At 49.5% G+C, this 17,444-nt stretch carries 16 protein-coding genes and 1 pseudogene; 4 read left to right on the forward strand and 13 right to left on the reverse strand.

Translation table 11 applies throughout. From position 1 onward, the window contains the following. Positions 1 to 23 precede the first annotated feature (23 nt). From LQ901_RS06015 to LQ901_RS06025, 3 genes are all read right to left on the reverse strand, one after another. Positions 24 to 257: a DinI-like family protein gene (locus tag LQ901_RS06015; protein WP_010863655.1), complete on the reverse strand. Its 234-nt coding sequence runs from the start codon at positions 255 to 257 to the stop codon at positions 24 to 26. A gap of 176 nt (positions 258 to 433) precedes the next feature. Next, on the reverse strand, positions 434 to 1,450 hold the full coding sequence (gene purR, locus LQ901_RS06020; protein ID WP_010863654.1) for an HTH-type transcriptional repressor PurR: 1,017 nt from the start codon (positions 1,448 to 1,450) through the stop codon (positions 434 to 436). Between the two features lie 386 nt (positions 1,451 to 1,836). After that, positions 1,837 to 2,367 (reverse strand): hypothetical protein, encoded by a 531-nt coding sequence (locus LQ901_RS06025; protein ID WP_047708638.1) that lies wholly within the window; start codon positions 2,365 to 2,367, stop codon positions 1,837 to 1,839. 378 nt (positions 2,368 to 2,745) lie between these two features. On the opposite strand from LQ901_RS06025, the gene LQ901_RS06030 reads away from it, so the two are divergent. Next, positions 2,746 to 2,835 (forward strand): YnhF family membrane protein, encoded by a 90-nt coding sequence (locus LQ901_RS06030; protein WP_106910750.1) that lies wholly within the window; start codon positions 2,746 to 2,748, stop codon positions 2,833 to 2,835. Positions 2,836 to 2,959: 124 nt separating this feature from the next. Here LQ901_RS06030 and LQ901_RS06035 read toward each other — a convergent pair whose 3' ends face one another. The 10 genes and pseudogenes from LQ901_RS06035 to LQ901_RS06080 form a co-directional block, all read right to left on the reverse strand. Further along, positions 2,960 to 4,027, reverse strand: a complete 1,068-nt coding sequence (locus LQ901_RS06035; protein ID WP_178088376.1) for a cytochrome c-type biogenesis protein CcmH — start codon at positions 4,025 to 4,027, stop codon at positions 2,960 to 2,962. Between the two features lie 95 nt (positions 4,028 to 4,122). Then, positions 4,123 to 4,656 (reverse strand): DsbE family thiol:disulfide interchange protein, encoded by a 534-nt coding sequence (locus LQ901_RS06040; RefSeq protein ID WP_152136253.1) that lies wholly within the window; start codon positions 4,654 to 4,656, stop codon positions 4,123 to 4,125. Next, positions 4,644 to 6,542 (reverse strand): heme lyase CcmF/NrfE family subunit, encoded by a 1,899-nt coding sequence (locus tag LQ901_RS06045; RefSeq protein WP_152136254.1) that lies wholly within the window; start codon positions 6,540 to 6,542, stop codon positions 4,644 to 4,646. Before LQ901_RS06045 ends, LQ901_RS06040 begins: the two co-directional genes overlap by 13 nt. A 107-nt stretch (positions 6,543 to 6,649) precedes the next feature. Further along, positions 6,650 to 7,609, reverse strand: coding sequence for a cytochrome c nitrite reductase subunit NrfD (gene nrfD, locus LQ901_RS06050; RefSeq protein WP_064977748.1), 960 nt, complete (start codon positions 7,607 to 7,609; stop codon positions 6,650 to 6,652). Positions 7,610 to 7,698: 89 nt separating this feature from the next. Continuing rightward, positions 7,699 to 8,346: pseudogene (locus LQ901_RS06055) on the reverse strand (4Fe-4S dicluster domain-containing protein); the annotation flags it as partial. Then, on the reverse strand, positions 8,343 to 8,930 hold the full coding sequence (gene nrfB, locus LQ901_RS06060; protein WP_152137056.1) for a cytochrome c nitrite reductase pentaheme subunit: 588 nt from the start codon (positions 8,928 to 8,930) through the stop codon (positions 8,343 to 8,345). The pseudogene LQ901_RS06055 and the gene nrfB, both read right to left, overlap by 4 nt. 53 nt (positions 8,931 to 8,983) lie before the next feature. Beyond that, the gene (nrfA, locus tag LQ901_RS06065; protein ID WP_152136996.1) at positions 8,984 to 10,399 is read right to left on the reverse strand and encodes an ammonia-forming nitrite reductase cytochrome c552 subunit; all 1,416 of its coding nucleotides are present in this window, start codon (positions 10,397 to 10,399) and stop codon (positions 8,984 to 8,986) included. A gap of 458 nt (positions 10,400 to 10,857) precedes the next feature. Then, the gene (locus tag LQ901_RS06070) at positions 10,858 to 11,763 is read right to left on the reverse strand and encodes a DMT family transporter (protein ID WP_010863645.1); all 906 of its coding nucleotides are present in this window, start codon (positions 11,761 to 11,763) and stop codon (positions 10,858 to 10,860) included. Positions 11,764 to 11,990: 227 nt separating this feature from the next. Further along, positions 11,991 to 12,533, reverse strand: coding sequence for a YniB family protein (locus LQ901_RS06075; RefSeq protein ID WP_152136995.1), 543 nt, complete (start codon positions 12,531 to 12,533; stop codon positions 11,991 to 11,993). A gap of 124 nt (positions 12,534 to 12,657) precedes the next feature. Then, positions 12,658 to 13,146, reverse strand: a complete 489-nt coding sequence (locus LQ901_RS06080) for a MarR family winged helix-turn-helix transcriptional regulator (protein ID WP_152136994.1) — start codon at positions 13,144 to 13,146, stop codon at positions 12,658 to 12,660. A gap of 132 nt (positions 13,147 to 13,278) precedes the next feature. Between LQ901_RS06080 and LQ901_RS06085 the strand changes: the two genes are divergently transcribed. From LQ901_RS06085 to rmuC, 3 genes are all read left to right on the forward strand, one after another. After that, a complete protein-coding gene (locus LQ901_RS06085) occupies positions 13,279 to 13,800 on the forward strand; it encodes a hypothetical protein (protein WP_010863642.1) in 522 nt (173 codons plus the stop codon). A gap of 12 nt (positions 13,801 to 13,812) precedes the next feature. Then, positions 13,813 to 15,420 carry a BCCT family transporter gene (locus LQ901_RS06090; RefSeq protein ID WP_218563747.1) on the forward strand — a complete coding sequence of 536 codons (1,608 nt, stop codon included), beginning with the start codon at positions 13,813 to 13,815 and terminating at the stop codon, positions 15,418 to 15,420. 466 nt (positions 15,421 to 15,886) lie between these two features. Continuing rightward, a complete protein-coding gene (gene rmuC, locus LQ901_RS06095; protein WP_152136993.1) occupies positions 15,887 to 17,389 on the forward strand; it encodes a DNA recombination protein RmuC in 1,503 nt (500 codons plus the stop codon). Positions 17,390 to 17,444: the final 55 nt, after the last annotated feature.

Genomic DNA, 17,444 nt, shown 5'->3' on the forward strand with positions numbered 1-17,444 from the left:
AAGTGTTCAGAAATTTTTGCTATTTATTCTTCGAGCCATTCATCGGCACTTTCCCAAACTTCTTGTAAGATCTCTTCGACTCTTTCCCGTTCTTCTTTCGTGGCGCGAGAAACGGAAAGGCCGTTAGCACCGCGTTTAATCAACACGCTAGGTTCATCAAAATAACGGTTCAACTGCTCGCTGAGAACGGAGTGGAGCCGCTGTTCAAAATGTGCCGGTAAAGACAGATTCCGATCAATTGAGACTTCAACACGCATGAGAATACCTCCTGTAATATATGTATATATATACAGTTGTTGTGATTATCTGTCCAGAGGGGGACGTGGGGATTTTTTTAGGAAAAGGAAGCGAGAGAGGGTCGAGAGATAATAAAACAGCAAGCTCATATAAGCTTGCTGTTTACGTATTAAGCAGCATTGATGTGGCGGCTTATTTAGCCTTTGTGTGGACCGTCAATCACCGAGCCGCGAGCGACCAGCTCAGGATGCAGTTCAATCACTTGTCCACCTTCACGCTTATTGATAATGCGGTCAATCAGCATATCAAACGCCATCGCGCCCAGACGCGCTTTTGGCTGGTGAATCGTAGTCAATGGTGGCGAGAAGAAACGCGCATCACGAATGTTGTCATACCCGATGATCGAGATATCCTGCGGAATACGCAGACCTTGCTCACCGGCAGCGCAAATTGCGCCCATGGCCATGGTATCGTTAAAACAGAATACCGCGGTTGGATGCTGTGCATTTTGCAGAATATGGCTCATCGCTATATGGCCGGATTCTGGTTCAAAGTTACCTTCTGCAACCCACTCATCACGCACACTCAAACCCGCATCGTTCATGGCTTTTAAGAAGCCATCATAGCGCGTTTTGGTGGTGGTTTTGTTCATCTGACCGGTGATCACACCAATATCACGGTGACCGCGATCGATCAGGTATTTGGTTGCCAGATAGCCGCCATCGAAGCTGTTATCCTGAATGCGATCAGTATAAGCGCTGTCAGTTGGGCCCCAATCCATCACCACCATCGGGATAGTGCGATAGTTTTCCAGCAGTTCCAGCAGCTGAGAGTTGTACTCAGAGCACATTACCAGCAAGCCATCGACACGTTTTTGTGCCAGCATCGCCAGATAAGCACGCTGTTTTTCCACGTTATTCTGTGAGTTACACAGGAACAGGGTATAGCCCTTACGGTAGCAGTGCTCCTCCACCGATTGCACAATTTCGGCAAAATAGGGGGTGTCACTGGTAGTCACAATCATACCGATAGACTTGGTATGATTAACTTTTAAGCTTCGGGCAACCGCACTGGGTGAATAATGCAGCTCTTTTACCGCTTCCCATACACGGTTTCGTGTTTCTTCCGCCACAAAACGTGTTTTATTAATCACGTGCGATACGGTGGTGGTAGAAACATCCGCAAGCTTGGCGACATCTTTGATCGTTGCCATGAATAAAAGAAACTCCTGATTGAGCGAGCATCAAGACACGGGCAGAGGTGAACCGTTGTCTGTCTTCGTTGTTGGTGTAATTATCAATTATGATAACGAAAGCGTTTGCTGTTTTATCGCATACCGTTGCTGATTTGCGCAACAATAAATGCTGATTTAGCCAACCACTGCACAGAACGTTGCCCGATGTCGAACATCCAAAAGATCATTTTCTCTTAGAATGATCTATTCTGGAAGCGGAAAAGAGAAAATTTGTGTGATTTTTATCTATGTGATGCGAAAAACCGCTATTTGCATGCATGTCGATGCATGTTTCTAGCGGTTCAGGAGGGTTTTATTCAGCGTTATTCGCTATCGCGGTTAATGAAATCGTCACGCTTTTCTCTTTATTCTTTGCGACAAACCTGACTTTCAATTTTTTCCATCGCGTTATTGTATGCTTCCAGACTGGCCTTCACATTTTCCGGATGAGTGAGCAAATCGGCGAAGGCTGCGCGTAAGGCATAATTCTGTGGATTGGGTTTCAGTACCCGATCATTAAAAACTTGCTCATTTTGAGCGGCAAATTCCTTGCTTTGTGTGCTGAGTAAATCAGCGCTGGCAGTATCCAGAGTGAGCCATTCGTTGACCGGTTTATCTAAAGCCAATTTCCCCGGCTCATGATTCAAGTACCAACGCACTGCAGTAAAGTTGCGCTCAAAGTAATGGGTACGTTCGGCCAGAAACTGTTTGCCGGCCTCGGCCAGATCTGGATGCTGTTCGGTAACTTTACCCAACAGTGAGGCGTACCAACTATCTGATGCTTTGACAAATGCGGCATATTTCTCAGTCAAACACGTCTGATCCAGTGCTGCTTGAGCGGTGAAGCTGGTGGCAGAAGCCAGTGTGAGGGTAATCAGTGAAATGATCCGTCGCATACCGTTGTCCATTCTTATTCAGTGTTAAGAGCCTACAGGGATAGGTTCTAAGACCGGATTATCCATTCTCTTTAGTTATGGCATTTATGGCGATTTATTCTCGATGATAAACCCGTCATAAGGTTGCGTGATTGTATCATTCTTTATTGGTGATGAAACGCACATTAACAAAAAAGACACAAGGTGATTAAGGCGCTAAACTACAACTCAGTGAGGTGGTGTTCGTGCTTTGTCAGGACGATGTATAAGCACAAACGGCCAGCCGGATAGCGCTATCAGCTAGCAATAGCTAATAGAGTTATAAGAACTAACAACGCGGTAAGAGCACAGTTGCAAGAACACTGTCGCAAGACGACACGAGCACTAAGGAGTAGGGATATGGATACCAATTTACGCTGGGCGCTGATCACCACTGTGGGTTCATTGGCGATGATCATCACCTATGGGCTGATCGCCATTTTGGCGTAAGCCATTATTGCAGTGATCGTGATACCGGTTTATACAAAGAGGGAGCTAGGCTCCCTCTTTGTTTTTGGCTGATTAGCATGTCAAAAATGCGTATAGTTCTAAGATCTCAGACACATAGCGATAATCAGCGTCCACCGAGTGTGCGCGCCGTCTGTAATGCTTGGGTTACTGCTTCGCGATTAAGTCGTGGCCGGCCTTCATCTAACAGTTGCTGCCACAGTGCCGCGGCTTCTCGATAGCGTCCGTTGAGGAAGTGATCTGAGGCGAGCAGCATTAGTGCCGTGACTTCACCAGGGTCTTGCGTCAGTGCCTGTGCGAGCTCTCGCTTAACGGCGGCGCTCATTTGCTGTCCATCGCGGTAATACATCACGGTAGCCCGCGCCGCTAAGGTTGCCGCACTGGTTTCTCCCTCAAGTTGAGCTAAGCGCTCGTAGGCCCACAACGATTCGTCGAAGCGGTTTTGATACAACAGCCACTGCGCCAGTTCGGCCCACGCCTCTTTATCGCGCGGATCTTGATTGATGCGCTCATGTAATCGCACTCCCGCAGCACTGCGCAGTGCTGCGCCATCAAGATGCTGTAACTGATCGGGATTGGCTTGCCAGTTACGCCACGCGTCCCAATGCCCCAATCGCTGATAGCCGGAGCCGACACCGAGCATAGCCGATGCGACCACCACGACGACTAACAGCACGGAAAGTGATGATGCGCTGTTTGATGTTGCTGGTGTCTTTGCCGTTTGTTGAGACAAATGCGTAGCCGATGGTGGTAGCGATTTACGCTTGCGGCGATAAAAGAGCCGTATAGCGGCGATCAACAACAACAACGGTGGGGTGCCCCATAACAGCAAGGTGCTGGTTTTCAGGGGCGGACGATAAGTCACGAAATCGCCATAGCGGGCAATAAGGCTACGGTGGATCTCATCATCACTGTCACCAGCCGCCACGCGCCGAAAAACTTCGAGCCGCAGATCGCGTGCTAGCACGGAATTGGATTCCAGCAAATTTTGATTTTGACATGATGGGCAGCGCAAACTGGCAGCCAACTGATTGGCACGTTCAGCTTGCTCCGGCGAGGCAAAGCGAATTTCGAGCTCTTTGGGTGAGTGAGATAGTTCTGATGATTGAGGTTTTTCTACCGATGTTGAAGTTGCCGATATTTCCGAAATCACCCGTTCAGGTGACGTTGTCACGTATTTGCTTGGGGCAGCCAGAGCACTGTTAACACTGAAACTGTTGTTAACGAAAGCGTTAGCACAGAGAACGATCAGAAGTAGCTGGCGTGGCTTCACTGCACAGTCTCCTTTGTTCGGTTCGCGGATAAGTGCGGCAAAAATTGTGTTTGCCAGATTTCAGATGTGAGTGGTCCCACATAGCGTGCTAAGACCTCACCATGTGGGCCGATCAGCCAGCTTTCCGGCGTGCCGATAACGCCAAGCGCTAACGCAGCTTGACCTTGTTGGTCATCAATAACACGAGAATAGGGGTCGCCTACGCTGTGTAGCCATCCTTTTGCAGCGTCAGGGGTGTCACGGTAGTTTAATCCGATAATGGGGAGCTGACCGCTGAGTGTTTGCAGCAGTGCATGCTCTTTACGGCAATTGGTGCACCAACTGGCCCAGACATTGAGCAAAAAAGGTTGTCCGAGCAGGGTATCGGTTGTGAGCGATTCGCCATTGAGTGTGGTTAGTGTCAACGGTGGTAGAGTGCCGATTGAGGCCTGCTTGGCCACAGGCGTACTCGCAGGGTAAAGGGCCCAGAGCAGTAACAGTAAAAACAGACCACCGGCCAGCAGCGGAAGCCAGCGTTTTATTCCGGACATACGGCCTCCTCATTGCATTCGTCGGCTGTTTTACGACGACGCAGGGGTAGTAGCCCTGCGATAGTCAGCAATATTCCACCCAGCCATAACCAACGACTCCCCGGTTTGTATGCCACCCGTAAGGCGATTTGCTGTGCGCGCTTTTCCCCAGGCACGGCATATAAATCCCCGCTGCCAAGCGGCAAAATACCGGTTTCATTCATTTGCATCGCACGCACGCTGTAATGGCGCCGTTCAGGATAGAGATTCCCTAATACTTTGCCGTTTTGCAGCGCAGTGAGATGGTAGCGTTCCGCAGTGAAATTAGGGCCAAGCTCGGGCGTAATGGCATCTAAACGCAGCTCATATTGGCCGACTGATACGCTTTGCCCAATACTCAGCAGCGCACCTCGTTCATGGCTATATCCGGCCAATTGGCTGGCGCCTAAGACGGTAATGGCTAAGGCCAGATGCGCTAAATGTCCGCGCTTTAATTTGTCGAACCAGAGTGCTTGTAGGGTAGTCAGTATTAACCAAACTGCCATTAGTGAGCCAATAAACGCCGTGAGCGTGTGCCAATGAGGCGTACCGTTGATCCAAAACACTAGCGGCAAAGCGAGTAATAACCACAGCCAAGCCCGAATTGGCGGTAAGCCGGAAGCGTTGCGAATGGCCGGAAAAACGATGAGGGCTAACAAACATAAAAAAACTAACGGCACAAACAACAAATTAAAGTAAGGCGCACCGACAGAGAGAGTACCTGAACCACTTAACGCATAAAAAAGCGGATAAAAGGTACCGAGCATCACCACTACCGCCGCGATAACGGGCAAAAGTACAGCGATACGTAGCCCGTTTTCACGTCCGGATGAGTGTGGATGTAATAGCTGAGGTGTGATGTGGTCACTGGTGGACAAAAATGGGCTACGCCAGCCATAGATTAGCAGTGCAGCGAGAGTGCTCAGGCCTAGAATCAGCAGCAGTGCATTATTGCGGCCACTTTCTGCACTGAAGGCGTGTACTGAGTCCATAATTCCTGCGCGTACAATAAAGGTTCCCAGCAAGCTCATGAGAAAAGTCACCAGCGCCAATAAGATCAACGTGTGGCGCAAGCTTCCATTACGCATAAAGGCCAGTTGTGCATGCAATAAAGCGGTACCGAGTAGCCACGGCAGTAATGAGGCGTTTTCTACGGGGTCCCAGAACCACCAGCCGCCCCAGCCTAGCTCGTGGTATGCCCACCACGCACCTAAAGCGATTCCCGCGGTGAGCCAGCCCCACGCGGTGCGTGTCAGTGGTCGCCATTCTTTAACTAACTGTGTATCTAAGCGTTGTTCCCACAGCGCGGTGATCCCCAGAGCGAAGCTGGCCGCAAATCCCACATAACCAAGATAGAGCAGCGGCGGGTGTAAAATGAGCGCGATATCTTGCAACATCGGGTTGAGATCGCGACCTTCAAAAGGGGGCGGAAACACGCGCGTGAAAGGGTTGCTTTCAGCCAGCAAAAACAGGCTAATCAGCATAATCAGCCAGCCCATAATGCTTTGCGCACGCATTTTCGTGACCACCGGCTGCGCAATAAACCACAACCGCAGATTCCACAGAGTTAGTGCAAATAAGAAGAACAGCAGTGAGCCTTCATGCCCACCCCAGACTGCCGCCAACTTGAACGGCCAAGGCAAGCGGCTATTGCTGTGTTGTGCCACATAGCGCAACGTAAAATCATCGTTGAGAAAACTGTATGCCAGCAGTAGAAGGCTAGTGGCGGTCAATAATACCAGCAGCAGACTCAGTGCTGGGGCGAGGCGTACTGCGCCGCTTCGGGCGGGTAGCCAAGGTAATAGCCCACTCCAGAGCGCTAAAATAGGGATTAACAGCAAACAGATGAGAGCCAATTCAGGCAGCATTTAGCGGCTCCGCAATAGAGATATTCAAGCAGGACGGGAGTGCTGCGCACTCCCGAATACAGATCCACCAATGAGGTAACAGATGCATTTTGTTCGGCTACGGTTTGTTAGGCGACAGTCATTTGGCCGGCGTACAAAATGAAGTAGCGCAGAAGCAAAATACCGGTCAGGCTACAGCAGCAGATCAGTAGCAGTTTTGTCAGCCTTTTCCCCGGAAGTAACCGCCCCAATATGAGTGGGGTGAGTAAGCCCAGACCGACTACGCCGAACCAGAACACGTTAGACCAAAAACCGCTGCCGATGGCACTGGTCATGGCAATCACTTTTTGTCCGTCACCGAACCACAGACCGGTGAAAAAGCAGAGCAGGAGCAATGCTTCAGTCAAGATAAGCGGCGTTTCAAAGCGGTGTAGGAAATGAATTCCATGATCATCTGCTGGGGTTTTAAATAAGCTAGTGGCGAGCACAATGCAGCTGGCGATTCCCGAGCTTAAACCGGAAACCAGAAAGAGCACTGGCAGAACCGGATTATTCAGCATGGGGTAACTTTTCAGCGCCGAGAGTAAAAATCCAGTGTAAGCACCGAGCAAAACTGCCAGTAACAGGAGTAATGGTTCAGTGACTTTCTCGGTACGCGGTAGTGCACGCAAAAGCGTATCGAGTATATTCAACCGCTCGCCGAGCCAATGTTGGCGCAGGGTGCTCAGTTCGCGCGCAAAAACACCGCCAAGCCAGACGAACAGCACGGCCATATAAATCTGAAACAGCATTACCCCCATCGACATCACAGAGTTGAACTGATAGTTGAACATCAGTTTCCAGAACGTCCACGGACGTGTCAGGTGAAATATCAGGATCAGCAATCCTAAAATAACCGCGCCAGGCCCGAGCAGAGCTGCCGCTTTGATGATGCCATGCGTGGATGCTTGCTCACCCAGTGATTTACGCTTGAGTAAGACGGCGAAGGTCACGCTTCCGGCAGAGATCCCCAGCAAGAACAGATAAATGGCAATTGGCCAGTCCCACACCAGTGAAGGAAAGTGAAACGGATCTACAGGTAGCGTCATGACTGAATCTCCCCGCTGTGTTTGCCGTTTACAAAACCGGCCGGTATACCATCACGTCCGATATTTAGCTCCTCGCCGCTACCTGGCGCAGGAACGCGGTACATCTTGGGTTCAGTACCCAGATGCGCTTTCGAACGGTAAGTCGGTAGTTGCTGTAATTTTTGGTTAATAGCGCTTTTCGGATCGTCCAAATCACCGAAGGTGAGGGCGTGCGTTGGGCAGCTTTGTACACAAGCGGGCAGCTGACCTCGCGCCAGATTGGTATGACGACAAAAATCACACTTGTCGGCCACTTTAGTTTGCGGGTTGATAAAGCGCACGCGATACGGGCAGGCTGCGATACAGTACTGGCAGCCGACACACAGATCGGCATTGACATCAACAATGCCGGTTTTCAGATCTACATGGGATGCGCCGGTCGGGCAGACCAACACGCAAGGTGCGTTATCACAGTGCTGACATGAGTGACGGTAAAAGTGATAACGCGCGTCGGGAAACTCACCAATTGGGCCTTTGCGGACAATCTGTAAGCGCGAAACGCCCTCGGGTACATGGTTGGTTTCACGACAGGCGTCCATACAGGCGGTGCAGCCGATACAGGCCGTTTCGTCATGCAACATCCCCAACCGACGCCCATCGTCAGCGACCGAGGTGGACAGCGTGTAGGCCGGGCCAGTCATCATGATCACCGCACCTGTACTGACCCCGGTTAAAAAACGGCGGCGGGAGCAGCTCATGGTGACTCCTTAACGCCAGATACTGACGCCGCTTTTTCTGCATGCTGCTGGCTGTGACAGTCGACACACAACCCGATACGGGCTTTATCGCTGATCCCCATCATTGGTTCGGTTGCCGTATGCAACTGATGACAGTTAGTGCAGGCCGTTTTGGTGACATGCACATCGTGTGCCCAGAAGGTTTTACGCAGATTGTCAGGTTCGTGGCAGCTCAGGCAGACACCGTTGCGTTGATCCAGTGGCATGTTTTCATTGGTAAACACCATCACATCGTTAACGCCTTCACGATGGCGAGGTGATGGATTGCCATGGCAGTTGGTGCAAGTCACCGGCCCTAGATTGTTGGGATTAACCACAGACGCATGTTTACCATGCATCTGTTCACTCTCTTTTTTATGGCACTGCGTACAGGCATAGTTCGGATCGCGTTGGGGCTGCACTAATGCGGGTGTTGTTGCGGGTGTTGTGGCGGTTATATTTGGCATGGCAACGTCTTGCGCCTGCACAAAAGAGACGGGCACATACGACAGCAGCACGCCCGTAAGCAGGGAAAGCGCTAATAGACAGGGCTTTAGCAGTTTCATCATGATCTCCTCATCCTTGTGGGCTCTGCGTAGCAGAGCCCATCATTCCTGACTTATTGACTCAGACGGCCAGCGTCTTTGGCCTCTTTTTCCCAAGCCGGAACGGTTGTTTTCAGGAATTGCTGTTTGTCACTGATGAATTGCTTCATATCCATGCCCAGCGCGGCTTGTGCTTTCTCTTTGGTGCTGATGTCTGGTAACGGAATTTCACCGGTAATGCCTTTAGTGGCCAGTAAGCGTGCCAGTTTAGTGCGCGCATCTGCCGCCAAGTTCAGCGCATCGCCTAGCGTTTTCAGCGCAATATCAGGCGCATGCATGTGTACGCCGTGTGAGGCTATGGCGTAATCCCAGCGCCACTGTGCTTGACGGATGTCTTGCAAAATTGGCTGCATTTGCTCTTCGGTGGCACCGGCATCCCAAGCGGCTTTGGCTTCGAAGTGTGCATGCACCAGTTGCTGCTCGACTTTCAGTTTCAGAGTATTGATAGCTTCTTTACGTTCTTTCACTACACCTTGCAGCATCTCTTTGCTTTGGGTGTGGCAGTTGGCGCAGGTCTGATCGAAGCGGTCAAATGGGTTACCCACTTTATGATCGGTATACAGTTTGCCGTCTTGGCCTTGAACTTTAGGCATGTGGCAATCTACACAACCGACGTTGTTTTTACCGTGAATACCGGCTTGCCAGGTTTCATATTCAGGATGCTGGGCTTTTAGCATCGGTGTTTTTGATAAGCCATGAACCCAATCTTTAAAACCGAGCTCATCGTAGTATTCCGCCATGGCATCGGCTGATGTGCCGTTATCCCAAGGGAATTTGACTGCTTTGTTATCGCCGGAGAAATAATATTCTACGTGGCATTGTCCGCACACTTGAGCTTGCTGATCGAAGCGACCTTGCTTGGCAAACGGCATGTGGATGGCATCCATCGCGCGGCTAGCATAAGGGCGGGAAAGGTGCAGTGCCGGTTTTCCATCTTTGAATTCTTGGCTGTCTGTCGCGTGGCAATCGGCACAGCCAATGCTATTAACGATTTCAGGGCCGCCTTTGGCCCACATTCCCTTGAAGTAGGCATCTTCGCCTTCGCTTTCAATCATCCGAGCAACATCCGGACTTTTACAGCTCCAGCATGCCATCGGTAATGGGCCATCTTCTGCGGTTTTTGGCGCACCGGTACGCAGTGTGTCACGCACATCGGTTAATGCGTAATAGTGGCCACGTGGTTTGTTGTAATCTTTGGAAAAAGGGTAACCGGCCCACAAAATCACCATATTGGGATCTTCTGCTAACGCATCTGCGCGTTCGCTGCTTTGTTGGGTTTGGGTCCAGCTTTGGTATTGTGGCTGATGTGCGTCGGCAAACTTGTCATTGCGGGCTTCGACTTGTGCCAAGGCCGAGCTACAAAGGAGAGTTCCGGCAAGAAAAAGGGCGAGGCCCGTTGTTATTGATGTTGTCTTTAGTTTCACGATCATCACTCCCTGAAGTAAGTCCAACGTCGTAACAGGACCTCGTCATTGTTATGGGTGGGCTGTTGATAGGCTCAAAAAAACAGACCTAATGCTTCAGTGTTGAATGATAGAGATCGGTTTTGTAACTGTAATAATTGTTTACGTCTTGTTTGTTCTCGATCAATTGCCCGGACTGTCAGGTTACGTGATTGAGATGTGGCTAACATTAATACAATTTTTTCATGAGGTTAGAGGTCAGACATAACTGTGACGGACATCAATTCAGCAACATGCTTTTCACGTGGTTAATTTTTACGTGGCTATGTGGCTATATAGATAGATTGGTCGCTTGGGGGGAAAAGAATTACGAGCAGGTGTCCGAGGGATAAAAAAACCGGAGCTAAGCCCCGGTTAGAGATAGCAGCCATTATTGCAGCTAAGAATGGCGGCTAAGGCAATATCATGGATAAATACGCGCTGACTTATTTGCTATCCGTGACGCGCGGTGAAGGACGTAAGCGACCAACCGGTTTGCGCAAGGTTTGTGACAAAATAACGCCGCATAAGGTAATTAATCCGCCTACGACATGATAATGCTCCAGCTTTTCCCCGAGCAGACTCATGGCGATCATGGCCGTAAAGACCGGCAAGAAATTCATAAAAATAGCGGTCTTACTCGCACCCAAAAAGCGTACTGATTGCAGCCACAGGTAGGGGGCCAGTACTGACGCCGGGATCCCCGCGTACAAAATCAGTGGCAGTGTTGCCGAATTGATTGGTGCATTGGTCGCAGAAAGAAAGTTAGGTAGCAGCATGACGATACCGAACAAAATCTGCACGTACACCGATTGCCAAGTGGAAAAGGGCAGTTGCCACTTTTTCAGTAGCACGCCATACAGCGCGTAAGCAAATGAACCGGCTAGCAGCAGCAACTCACCATCGCCAATCCCCTGATGCAGCAAGCTGGCGATATCGCCGGCGCTGACCAGATATAAAATCCCGCCTAAGGAGAGCAGAGTACCTACGATGATGCCGGCAGTTGGTGTTTCGCCCAGCAGGAAGATACTGATCAGCACGGTCATCAACGGAATCAGGGAAGTAATGATGCCAATGTTCATGGCACTGACCGTTAAGCCTGCGTAGTAACCGAGAGTTTGGTTAATTGCCATACCGAGCAGAGCCAATATCGCAAACTTTACTAAGTAAGGGCGGTAACTGCGGCGGTTACGCCACACCGTCATTGCCATAAATGGCGTGAGCACCAAACCGGCAACGAGCCAGCGGTAGAAAGCAATAGCGGCGGGGTCAATGGCGGTGGCGGCCATCTTATTGACAATAGCGTTGCCGGCCCAGATCAGCACAGTTAGCAGGGGCAGAAGGTAGTACATAAAACCATCATTAGCACACGAAAAGGAATGAGTTGTCAGTGTACTCGTTTTGCGTCTCATTTGCGATTCGCATCACAAAATATTGGGGGAGTCATTTTTGGGAAATATTGGAATGCGGCAGAGATAAAAAAACAGGGCATAACACCCTGTTTGTATGGAGATCTTTATACAGTGATAACTATTTGAATCAGCAGGTACTAGTAGAAGCTAGGCACTGTTAGTAGAAACTAGAAACCAAACATCTTATAGAAGCCGAACATCAAGCCACTGGTGATGACGAATGGGATGATTTCCCACAGCAGTTGGCGAAAAATCGAGTAATCTGGAATCGACAATGTACTGCGAATCTCTGCTCGTGAGCGTGAGGTTACACCTTTGATCTGATCTTCCATCAATTGATCTTCAATTTGTTCGCCGGTTTTGAACAGACGAGAAGACAGCTTTGCCCCAGAGTTTTTCACCGCGCTACCGATAAAAATCATGATGTAGACAGCAAAGAAATAGAGTGAGTTTGTGCTGGTGAGTGAGCCCAGATCCGGTACTGGCGAGTTGTTCCAGAAAAAACTTAGAAAATCGGTTTTGCCGTAAACAAAGATATAAAGCTGCTTGTACGGGTCGGCCAAAAAAGCAGCGGCCATGCTACCATTATCAATATGCAGACTCAAAAATTTCAGGATTGAAACCAATGTGCTCAACATACCGGTGATGAGCAAAACCCAACCAATCAAACGCTTGCAGACAGCCAGAATGACCGCATTTTTATAATTCACGCGCAAATTCTCCCGGAGATAGTGTGTAACCGTATTCGTATATCTAAATTTTTACGTCTTGATATAGCGTAGCAGAGACCACGCATATCCAAAATATCTGAGCCTGAAACAGGTTTGTCTTTGCTTATTTGGAGTGTCCATCTTCTTTGGTCAGTGTACCGGTTTCCAGTACTGGCGCGACGTCGAGATGTTCGGCGTTCATCAAGGCAGAGATCCGCTGCACACTGGCGAGCAGCATGTTTTGTTCCCACTCCGGCAGAGCCTGAAAGCGCGCCACAAAATTCTCCTGCAGGGCTGTAGGTGCTTTGAGCAGTAAGGATTTTCCGGCCTCGGTTAATTCGGCATGTTGGCGACGCTTATCCAGCAGGCTGCGCACTCGGATCACCAATTGTCGTGATTCTAGCCGGTCTAAAATCGTGCTCGCCGTGGCTTGGCTGATATTGGTTTGTTCAGCCAGCACTTTCAGCGACACATCCCCATGCCGGTCAATGGCTTGCATTAGCATTAGCTGGGGCGTTGTCAGTCCGACGGCTTTGTTTAATTGCTTTGACTTCAAATCAATAGCGCGAATGATTTGCCGGATTGAAACCATCACCTCGTCATGTTTTTCCAATTTATTCTTTCCAGATCATAGTGTTGTACTTGGTTTCTATAGTGATTCTCTGTTGTATTCATTAAAAACAACTTTGACCTCAAAGTATTTTATGTGTAGGGTTTTGCCACCTTGTACATGTAGAGAGGTCACATGCAACAGACATTTACTATCAAAGAGATCACCGAAAACCTGCAAATTGCACGCATGCGTTACCAGCTGCCGGATACGTCAGCGTATATCCGTTATCAACCTGAGCTTTCCTGCGATAACACCAATATTTCCGTACAAAGCGGAATGATGCTGCCGCATGAAAGTTGTGAACCTGCCGGCATTTTCAAACTGGCTGAGTTGGTCAACGAACTGAACTTCGCCTATCTGCTGGTTCACATTTTTCCGGATACCGACAGTATGAACTATTTTGTCGCCGGATTTGATACTGGATTGTCGCAGTTAGACTTTATTGGTGGCAGTTTCGACAATCATCGCTTCTGGCTCACCAGCGGAGTCAGCAATCTCGGTGTGCCGGTCGTGGTGTTTTATGGTCAGCGTAATGCGGTGAATGGCCAGCCATCGGTGACGCTGGTGGATCATCGCGAGAATCCGGCCGGGCAGGTGGCATGGCGTGCTATCCGCGGCGCGGGTGAGCATGTTGGTGAAGAGTTTTTTGTCTAAGGGAGGGCTGAGATGCTGAGAGCTAAATCCGGTCTGTTTCGTGGACTTAATCCAACCATGGCTGTTACTGCACTTACCGTGCTGTCAGTCTTCTTATTGTTTGGCGTGTTTGCGCCGGACTTATCCGCCCAGTGGTTTCAGGGCGCAAAAAATAACATCATCAGCAGCTTTAAGTGGTACTACATTCTGGTGGTATCGCTGTTTCTGTGCTTTGCACTGTATTTGATGTTTTGCCGTTATGGTGATTTACGCCTCGGCGATGATGACCAAAAGCCAGAGTTCAGCTACATGGCGTGGTTTGCCATGCTGTTTAGTGCTGGGATGGGGATTGGCCTGATCTTCTGGAGCATTGCCGAGCCGGTATTTCACCTGCAAGGTAACCCGTTTATCTCCGAGGGCGGTACGCCGGAAGCGGCCAAGGTCGCTATGCGCATTACCTGGTTCCATTGGGGATTACACCCGTGGGCGATCTATTCCATCGTTGGTTTGTCGTTGAGCTTTTTCTGTTATCGCAAAAAACTGCCGTTGGCCATTCGCTCGGTATTGTATCCGCTGTTGGGCGACAAAATTTATGGCTTCTGGGGACATCTGGTTGATGTGCTGGCCGTATTTGGCACCGTATTTGGCGTCGCCACGTCATTGGGGTTGGGCGTAGCGCAGATGAACACCGGTCTTAACGAAGTCTTCGGCATGAATGTCTCACTGCAAAATCAGTTGATTTTGATTGGTGTGATATCGGCCATCGCAACGCTTTCTGCGGTATCAGGGGTAGGTAAAGGGGTCAAACTACTGAGTGAGTTTAACCTTGGCCTGAGTGCGCTGATGTTAATCTTCTTTTTGTTTGCCGGCCCAACAATCTACATCATGAATTCGTTTGTGCAGGGAATTGGGGATTATCTGCAAAATATCATTCGCCTGAGTTTCTGGACAAACGCCGAAGCCAATGGCGCATCAAACTGGCAAAGCTCATGGACCGCCTTCTACTGGGGATGGTGGATTGCTTGGGCACCGTTTGTCGGGATCTTTATCGCGCGCATCTCCAAAGGCCGTACCGTACGGGAGTTCGTGTTGGGCGTCTTGCTGGTTCCGACGTTATTGGGACTGTTTTGGATGTGTGTATTTGGCAGCACAGCCTTGCACATTCAGCTCTTTGAAGGCGGAGATTTGATTGGCGCGGTGAATCAGGATATTACTTCGGCGTTGTATCGCACCATTGATTTAGGCGTGCATGTACCAGCGTTGGCCACCGTTGCTAAACTGGCCATGACATTGCTGATCGCCACCTACTTTATTACATCGTCAGATAGCGGCACCTTGGTGGTGACCACCTTATTGTCTGTTGGCGATCAGGAGCCACCTAAAATCCATCGCGCCATCTGGGGCATGGGTGGGGGATTGGTCGCTGCCATCTTACTGCTGTCTGGTGGGTTAGAAGCGTTACAAGCAGCGTCTATTTTGGCGGCGTTACCGTTCTCGGTGATCATGCTCTTTATGTGTGCGGCGCTACTTAAGGGCTTACGAGAAGAGCGCCACCATCTCAAACACGATCGCCTACGCTTGCAAGCGCAAGATTGCTCGCCACATCTCAACCTCATGGAGCGTATTGGTCCGGGGAATTGAGCGGGGACAAGAACGTTAAAAGAGAAAGACGCTTACGAGAGAAGAGTTATTTTGCGGTGTTCTCTGACTGGAACAATCTAAATCAAGCAAAGCGGTGCGCCATTAGCGTGCCGCTTTTTTGCCTGAATTCGCAACGCGGTAAACCGCCAACCTCTAATTCGTTTCAGTATCCTGTTTCTTATCCACAAACCTCTTTCGTTATGAGACAAATAAACATTTAAATTAAGTCATCATCCAAATTGTTTGGCCTAAACCACTCCGCGCATCAGCGAAAAATGAAATTGCATACTCTCCGCACGCGCCAGATATAAAGCTCAACAAGATAAGCAAACCGTGGGTTAACTGTGGGATAATCAGATGGTTAACTCACTCAGTTAGGGTAGAGTACGAACTATGTCTTGCTCGATTTCCTTCTACGGTATCGTTTGAAAGGGAAAGGCGCGCTGAGCGAATCAAGGAGAGAAACATGATCACATTGTCACCGCTGGTGATAGTGCTGGCGGCAGTATCTGCATTAATGCTGCTGTTGTTGATACTGAACCACAAAAATGCACAGCGCCAAGCAGAGCAGGCGGAAGCGGAGTGGGAAAAGGAGCGTCTTTACCTTGAGCGTCAATTTGCTCAGCGGCATGATGAGTTACAACGTCACTTAAATGACAAGACTCAAGCCCTACAGCTCAGTGAACAGCAATGCCGCCAAGCCGAGCAAGAGCTGGTTCGTCAGCAAACCTTGCGTGAGTCTGCACAGCAACATCTGCAAGATGTGAAGCAGTTGCTGTTGGATAAAGAGCACGCACTGAGTGTACTGAACGAAAACTACACCTATTTACTCAGTGAGCATACGGAACTCAAAGCGGTATTAACCGAAAAACAGCATGTATTAGAGCAGCAAAAACGGGATCTGGAACAAAGCCGTCAGCAGTTGAAAACGGAGTTTCACTATCTCGCTAATCAGATTTTGGATGAGAAAAATCAGGTCTTTAATCAGCAAAGTCAGGTTTCGATAGCCCGTTTGCTGCAACCATTTCGTGAGCAAATTGAAGGCTTCCAGCGTCGGGTTAATGAAGTCCATGCTGAATCACTCAAAGGCAATGTGGTGCTGGAGTCTGAGATCCGTAAAGTGCTCGATATCGGCATGAAGATGTCTGAAGAAGCATCCATGCTTGCTGGCGCCTTGAAAGGGGATAAAAAACTGGCCGGTAACTGGGGCGAGGCACAGTTAGAGCAGACGCTGCAATTGGCAGGGCTGCTGCGAGATGAACATTATCAGGCGCAGGCCGTATTCAAAAGTGCCGATGGCTCAACCTATTACCCTGATTTTGTGATCAATTTACCGGATGGCAAACATCTGATTATTGATAGCAAAGTCTCACTGATTGACTACAGTCAGGCCGTGGCCGCCACCGATGATGCTAGCCGTCTGCAAGCGTTGCAGGATCATGTTAAAGCGGTGAGAAATCATATCGATAATTTGGCCAATAAGGATTACAGCAATCTGTGCGGCATTAATAGCCCGGGCTTTGTGCTGATGTTTATGCCGGTAGAGCCGGCGTATATCGCTGCGTTACAGTATGGTCGTGATTTGTTCAACTACGGCTACGAGAAAAAAGTGATTCTCGTGTCGCATACTACCTTAATGCCGGTACTACGTACGGTTTCTAATTTGTGGATGATTGAACGCAGTAACAGTGAAGCGCAGGAGATCACGGCGCGTGCCGGAGAGATTTACAACCAAGTGTGTGTCGTCGCCGAAAACTTACAGCGCCTAGGTAATACCCTGACAGCGGCCAGCAACCATTACAATAAAACGGTGACAGCATTAGCTGGTCGACAGGGCTTACATGGCAAAGTTGAGCGTTTCCAGCGTTTATCTTCCAATATCACTCGCAGCATGCCGGTGTTAGAGCCGTTAAATGCAGATTTTGAACAAGAACGCTTGGCGATGATGACAGACTCCGGCGCGGAGTAAACGCAAGGCGTGTTTACTACACGTGATACATGTGTCAATAAAAAAGAGGCGAAAG

It is taken from the genome of Plesiomonas sp. PI-19 (assembly GCF_021368255.1).
GTDB lineage: Bacteria > Pseudomonadota > Gammaproteobacteria > Enterobacterales > CAMTGL01 > Plesiomonas > Plesiomonas shigelloides.